Annotated in this window: 5 protein-coding genes; 2 read left to right on the forward strand and 3 right to left on the reverse strand. The window is 69.8% G+C overall.

Annotated elements, in window-relative coordinates:
* Positions 1-166 precede the first annotated feature (166 nt).
* On the reverse strand, positions 167-1,459 hold the full coding sequence (gene eno / locus H0487_RS21680) for a phosphopyruvate hydratase (protein ID WP_183096294.1): 1,293 nt from the start codon (positions 1,457-1,459) through the stop codon (positions 167-169).
* 55 nt (positions 1,460-1,514) lie between these two features.
* Between eno and H0487_RS21685 the strand changes: the two genes are divergently transcribed.
* Positions 1,515-2,429, forward strand: a complete 915-nt coding sequence (locus H0487_RS21685; protein WP_183096295.1) for a sterol desaturase family protein — start codon at positions 1,515-1,517, stop codon at positions 2,427-2,429.
* Here H0487_RS21685 and H0487_RS21690 read toward each other — a convergent pair.
* Positions 2,407-2,847: a nuclear transport factor 2 family protein gene (locus tag H0487_RS21690; protein ID WP_183096296.1), complete on the reverse strand. Its 441-nt coding sequence runs from the start codon at positions 2,845-2,847 to the stop codon at positions 2,407-2,409. The two genes, H0487_RS21685 and H0487_RS21690, sit on opposite strands and share 23 nt — an antisense overlap.
* Before the next feature lie 19 nt (positions 2,848-2,866).
* Positions 2,867-3,589, reverse strand: coding sequence for a ferritin-like fold-containing protein (locus H0487_RS21695; RefSeq protein WP_183096297.1), 723 nt, complete (start codon positions 3,587-3,589; stop codon positions 2,867-2,869).
* Between the two features lie 161 nt (positions 3,590-3,750).
* On the opposite strand from H0487_RS21695, the gene H0487_RS21700 reads away from it, so the two are divergent.
* A partial coding sequence (locus H0487_RS21700; protein ID WP_376766698.1) for a DEAD/DEAH box helicase occupies positions 3,751-5,240 on the forward strand: 1,490 nt, incomplete at its 3' end.

The raw sequence follows: 5,240 nt of genomic DNA on the forward strand, positions 1-5,240 counted from the left end.
CGCTTGCGTTCGGGACGACGCGCGGTGCTCGGGCGAGAGCCGCCGGGGCTCCGGCCCGGTTGCCGGCTGGGGCTCCGCCCGGGGGTACGACGGTCGCCGGGTGTGGCAGCCATGCGTCCCCCTCTCCGATCAGCCTCTGGTGCGCGTCAGTCGATTCTGACGGTCCTCAGCCCTGGAATCGCGGGAACGCGCCGGAGCCGGCATAACGGGCCGCGTCTCCGAGCTCGTCCTCGATGCGGAGCAGCTGGTTGTACTTCGCCACCCGCTCCGACCGCGCCGGGGCGCCGGTCTTGATCTGACCGCAGTTCGTCGCGACCGCGAGATCGGCGATCGTGGTGTCCTCGGTCTCGCCGGAACGGTGGCTCATCATGTTGCGCATGCCGTTGCGGTGGGCGAGCTCGACGGCGTCGAGGGTCTCGGTCAGCGAGCCGATCTGGTTGACCTTGACGAGCATCGCGTTGGCCTGGCCACCGGTGATGCCGCGCTGGAGCCGCTCGACGTTGGTGACGAACAGGTCGTCGCCGACGAGCTGGGTCTTGGCGCCGAGCTGGTCGGTGATGGCCTTCCAGCCGTCCCAGTCGTCCTCGTTGAGCGGGTCCTCGATGCTGACGATCGGGTAGGCCGCGACGAGCTCGGCGTAGTAGGCGATCATCTCGTCGGCGGACTTCTTGGCGCCCTCGAACGTGTAGGCGCCCTGCCCATCATCCGACACTGCGTAGAACTCCGACGCGGCGACGTCGAGCGCCAGCGCGAAGTCCTTGCCGAGCTCGTAGCCGGCCTTCTCGATCGCCTCGGCGATCAGGTCGAGAGCGGCGCGGTTGGACTCGAGGTCCGGCGCGAAGCCGCCCTCGTCGCCGACGCCGGTCGCCAGGCCGCGGCTCTTCAGCACCGACTTCAGCGCGTGGTAGACCTCGGCACCCTGACGGAGGGCGTCGCGGAACGTCGCGGCGCCGATCGGCGCGATCATGAACTCCTGGATGTCGACGTTGGTGTCGGCGTGCGCACCCCCGTTGAGGATGTTCATCATCGGGACGGGCAGCAGGTGGGCGTTGGGGCCACCGACGTAGCGGTAGAGCGGGAGGTCCGCGGAGTCGGCCGCGGCCCGGGCAACGGCGAGCGAGACGCCGAGGATGGCGTTGGCGCCGACGCTCGCCTTGTTGGGCGTGCCGTCGAGGTCGAGCATCGTCTGGTCGATGAGGCGCTGGTCGGAGGCGTCGAGGCCCTCGAGCGCGGGGCCGAGCTTGTTGATCACGGCGTCGACGGCCTGCTGGACGCCCTTGCCGAGGTAGCGCGCACCGCCGTCGCGGAGCTCGACCGCCTCGAACGCGCCGGTGGAGGCGCCGCTGGGCACGGCGGCCCGGGCGAAGGACCCGTCATCGAGGAGCACCTCGACCTCGACGGTGGGGTTGCCGCGCGAGTCGAGGATCTCGCGGGCGCCGACGGCTTCGATCGCTGCCACGTGCACTGCTCCTGATTAGTCCGGGTGGGGGCGGGAGCGACGCTAGCATCGAGCGATGCAGGACCTGCTCGACCCCTGGAAGAACCCGGTGACCTACGCGATCCCGTTCTTCGTGCTGACCATCCTCATCGAGCTGGCAGCCCTCAAGTGGCTCGACCACGACGACGACCCCAAGCCGCCCACCGGCTATTTCGCCCGCGATTCACGAGCGAGCATCAGCATGGGGGCGATCTCGCTGTTCTTCAGCCTGGCGCTGAAGGTCGGGTCGTTCTTCGTCTACATCGCCGTGTTCGAGTACGTCACGCCCGACGCGTTGAAGATGCCCACCGACACCTGGTGGTACTGGGTCCTGCTGATCGCCGCCGTCGACCTCGCGTTCTACGCCTCGCACCGGTTCGTGCACCGCGTCAACGTCGGCTGGGCCGCCCACCAGGCCCACCACTCCAGCGAGTACATGAACTTCGCGACCGCGCTCCGCCAGAAGTGGAACCCGTGGTTCGAGTTCCTCTTCTGGCTGCCGCTGCCGTTCCTCGGCTTCTCCCCGTGGACGATCTACGTCGCGTTCGGCTTCAACCTGATCTACCAGTTCTTCACCCACACCGAGACGATCCCCAAGCTGTGGCGGCCGATCGAGCTGGTCATGAACACCCCCTCCCACCACCGCGTGCACCACGGCTCGGACCCGGAGTACCTCGACAAGAACTACGCCGGGATCCTGATCATCTGGGACCGGATGTTCGGGAGCTTCGTCGAGGAGAAGCAGCGGCCGACGTACGGTCTGACCAAGCCGGTGGGGACCTACAACATCCTCAAGCTCCAGTACGGCGACTACGCGACGATCGTGCGCAACGTCCGGGGAGCGAGGAGCTGGCGGGAGCGGCTGGGCTACCTGTTCGGTCCTCCCGGGTGGGAGCCGGAGCAGCCGCGCGGACCGTACGAGCCGGGGCTCAGCCCCGCAGGTGCTGACTGAGGTCGCCGCTGAGGTCGATCGCCATCGTCCGGGAGTCGAACCACCAGGTGCCGTCGATGCAGTGGAAGGTGTCGCGGTAGCGCCCGACCACGATGGCCTGGAGCGGCAGCGTCTCGGTCTGTTGGAAGACGGTGAACGTCGAGCGGCACGTCGCGCTCGCGAACTCGGCGTCGACGTGGACGACCGCGTTGGTCACGAGGTGGCGGGTCCGCGGCGTGCCGTCGTCGTAGGTGATGACGAGCGAGCGGTAGAACGCGCCCACCGCGGAGGCGCCCTCCGCGAGGGTCACCGGCCCCCGCTCCCCCTCGCTACGGATCCGCCCGTGCTTGAAGAGCGCTCCGACCGCGTCGAAGTCGCCGGCATCGATCGCCTCGGCGTAGCGGTGGAGGAGGTGCTCGACCTCGCGCTCGGCGCTCATCGGCTCGCCACCCACCGGCTCAGGGCTCGAGCCCGAGCTCGCCCATCCTGCCGCTGTGGAGCTCGGTCAGCCGCGTGAGCATCCGGCCGAGAGCCGCCAGGTCCATGCCCGGCCGGTCGACGCCCCCGACGAGGAGCGCCGTCAGGGCGTCACGGTCGGCCGCGACCCGCTGGGCCTGCGTGAGAGCCTCGCCCATGATCCGGCGCCCCCACAGGGCGAGCCGACCGCCGAGCGGCGGGTCGTCGGCGATCGCCTGCCGGATCCGGTCGACGGCGAGCGCCGCGTGGTTCCCGTCGACGACGGAGGAGACGACGAGGTCGCGGGTGTCGGCGTCGAGGTAGGCCGCGATCTCCCGGTAGAAGTCGCGCGCCAGGCTGTCGCCGACGAACGCCTTGACCAGGCCCTCGTACCAGTCCGACGGCGCCGTGTGGGCGTGGAACTCGTCGAGCGCCGCGTGGAACGGCGCCATCGCGGCGAACGGGTCGCCGCCGAGCTGGGCGATCCGGTCCACGAGCGGCTGCACCTTCGCCAGCTCGGCTCCGGCCATCTGGGCCAGCGCGAGCTTGTCCTCCAGGGAGGGCGCCAGCTTGGCGTCCTCGACGAGCCGCTCGAACGCCGACAGCTCGCCGTAGGCGATGACCGCGAGCAGGTCCACGACCGCCTCCCGGTAGGCCGGGTCGGTGAGGGCCACCGGGAGCTCGTCGGACGTCGCCGTGAGGGCACCAGCGTCGGATTCAGCCATGCGCGCAGGGTACCGATACCATGGAACCAGCGAGCCGCTGCCCGATGACCGGCAGAACCGCCCCGTGCGGGGTGGCTCGCGCCACCTCCGGGCGACAAGCGCCCACGTATGTGCGCGGCTGAGTGTGAATCAGCCGCACCCGAATCTGAACTCGGCCCCGGCTGAAATCACTCACGAAAGCGACCAAGACTCTGAGCACCGACAGCACCACCGACACCACGAACAAGCTCACGTTCCGCGACCTCGGCGTCCTTCCCCAGATCTGCGACTCGCTCGAAGAGGCCGGCATCGTCCACCCCTTCGCGATCCAGGAGATGACCCTCTCGGTCGCCCTGATGGGCACCGACCTCATCGGCCAGGCCCGCACCGGCACCGGCAAGACCCTCGCGTTCGGCATCCCCGTGATCCAGCGCAGCGTCGCGCCGGGCGACCCCGACTACGTCGAGATCCCCGAGGGCAAGCCGCAGGCGCTCATCGTCGCGCCGACCCGCGAGCTGGCGATCCAGGTCTCCAGCGACGTCGAGATCGCCTCGCGCGGCCGCGGCATGCGCGTCCTCACCATCTACGGCGGCGTCGGCTACGAGCCGCAGCTCGAGGCACTCGAGACCGGCGTCGACATCGTGGTCGGCACCCCCGGCCGACTGCTCGACCTGGCCAACCGCAAGGCCTTGGACCTCTCCCACGTGCACGCGCTCGTCCTCGACGAGGCCGACGAGATGCTCGACCTCGGTTTCCTCGACGACATCCAGAAGCTGATCCGGATGACGCCGGAGACCCGGCAGACGATGCTGTTCTCGGCGACCATGCCTGCGCCGATCGTCGCGTTGGCCCGCACCTACATGCGGCACCCGATGAACATCCGCGCCGAGTCGTCGTACGAGAACGCCACGGTGCCCGCCACCGCGCAGTTCATCTACCTCGCGCACGACCTCGACAAGCCCGAGATCATCGGTCGGCTCCTCCAGGCCGAGGACGCCGACAAGATGATCGTCTTCACCCGGACCAAGCGTCAGGCGCAGCGGATCGCCGAGGATCTCTCGGAGCGCGGCTTCCAGGCCAGTCCGCTGCACGGCGACATGGCGCAGGTCGCCCGCGAGAAGGCGCTGACCAAGTTCCGCGAGGACAAGATCAAGGTGCTGGTCGCCACCGACGTCGCCGCCCGCGGCATCGACGTCTCCGGCGTCAGCCACGTGGTGAACTACACCTGCCCCGAGGACGACAAGACCTACGTCCACCGGATCGGCCGCACCGGCCGGGCCGGCGCGTCGGGCATCGCGATCACGCTGGTCGACGCGACCGACGTCCACCGCTGGAAGATGATCAACAAGGCGCTGGACCTGCCGTTCGACGAGCCGCTCGAGACCTACTCGACCTCCGAGCACCTGTTCCACGACCAGGGCATCCCGCCGGGCACCAAGGGCCGGATCGTCCCGCCTGCTCCGGTCGAGCGGAAGCCTCGCGAGGACCGTGGCGAGCGTCGCGACCGCGGCGAGCGCTCCACCAACAACAACCGCAACCGGACCCGGACCCGCAGCGGCCGTCCCGCCGAGGGCGACGCCCCGAAGGCGTCCGGTACCGCGTCGACCGCGTCGTCCGACGCCCCGGCCGCCGCCGGTGGGCGTCCGGCCGGCAGCGCCAACCGCAACCGCCG

Origin of the sequence: Nocardioides stalactiti, assembly GCF_014180715.1 — a bacterium.
Classification (GTDB): domain Bacteria; phylum Actinomycetota; class Actinomycetes; order Propionibacteriales; family Nocardioidaceae; genus Nocardioides; species Nocardioides stalactiti.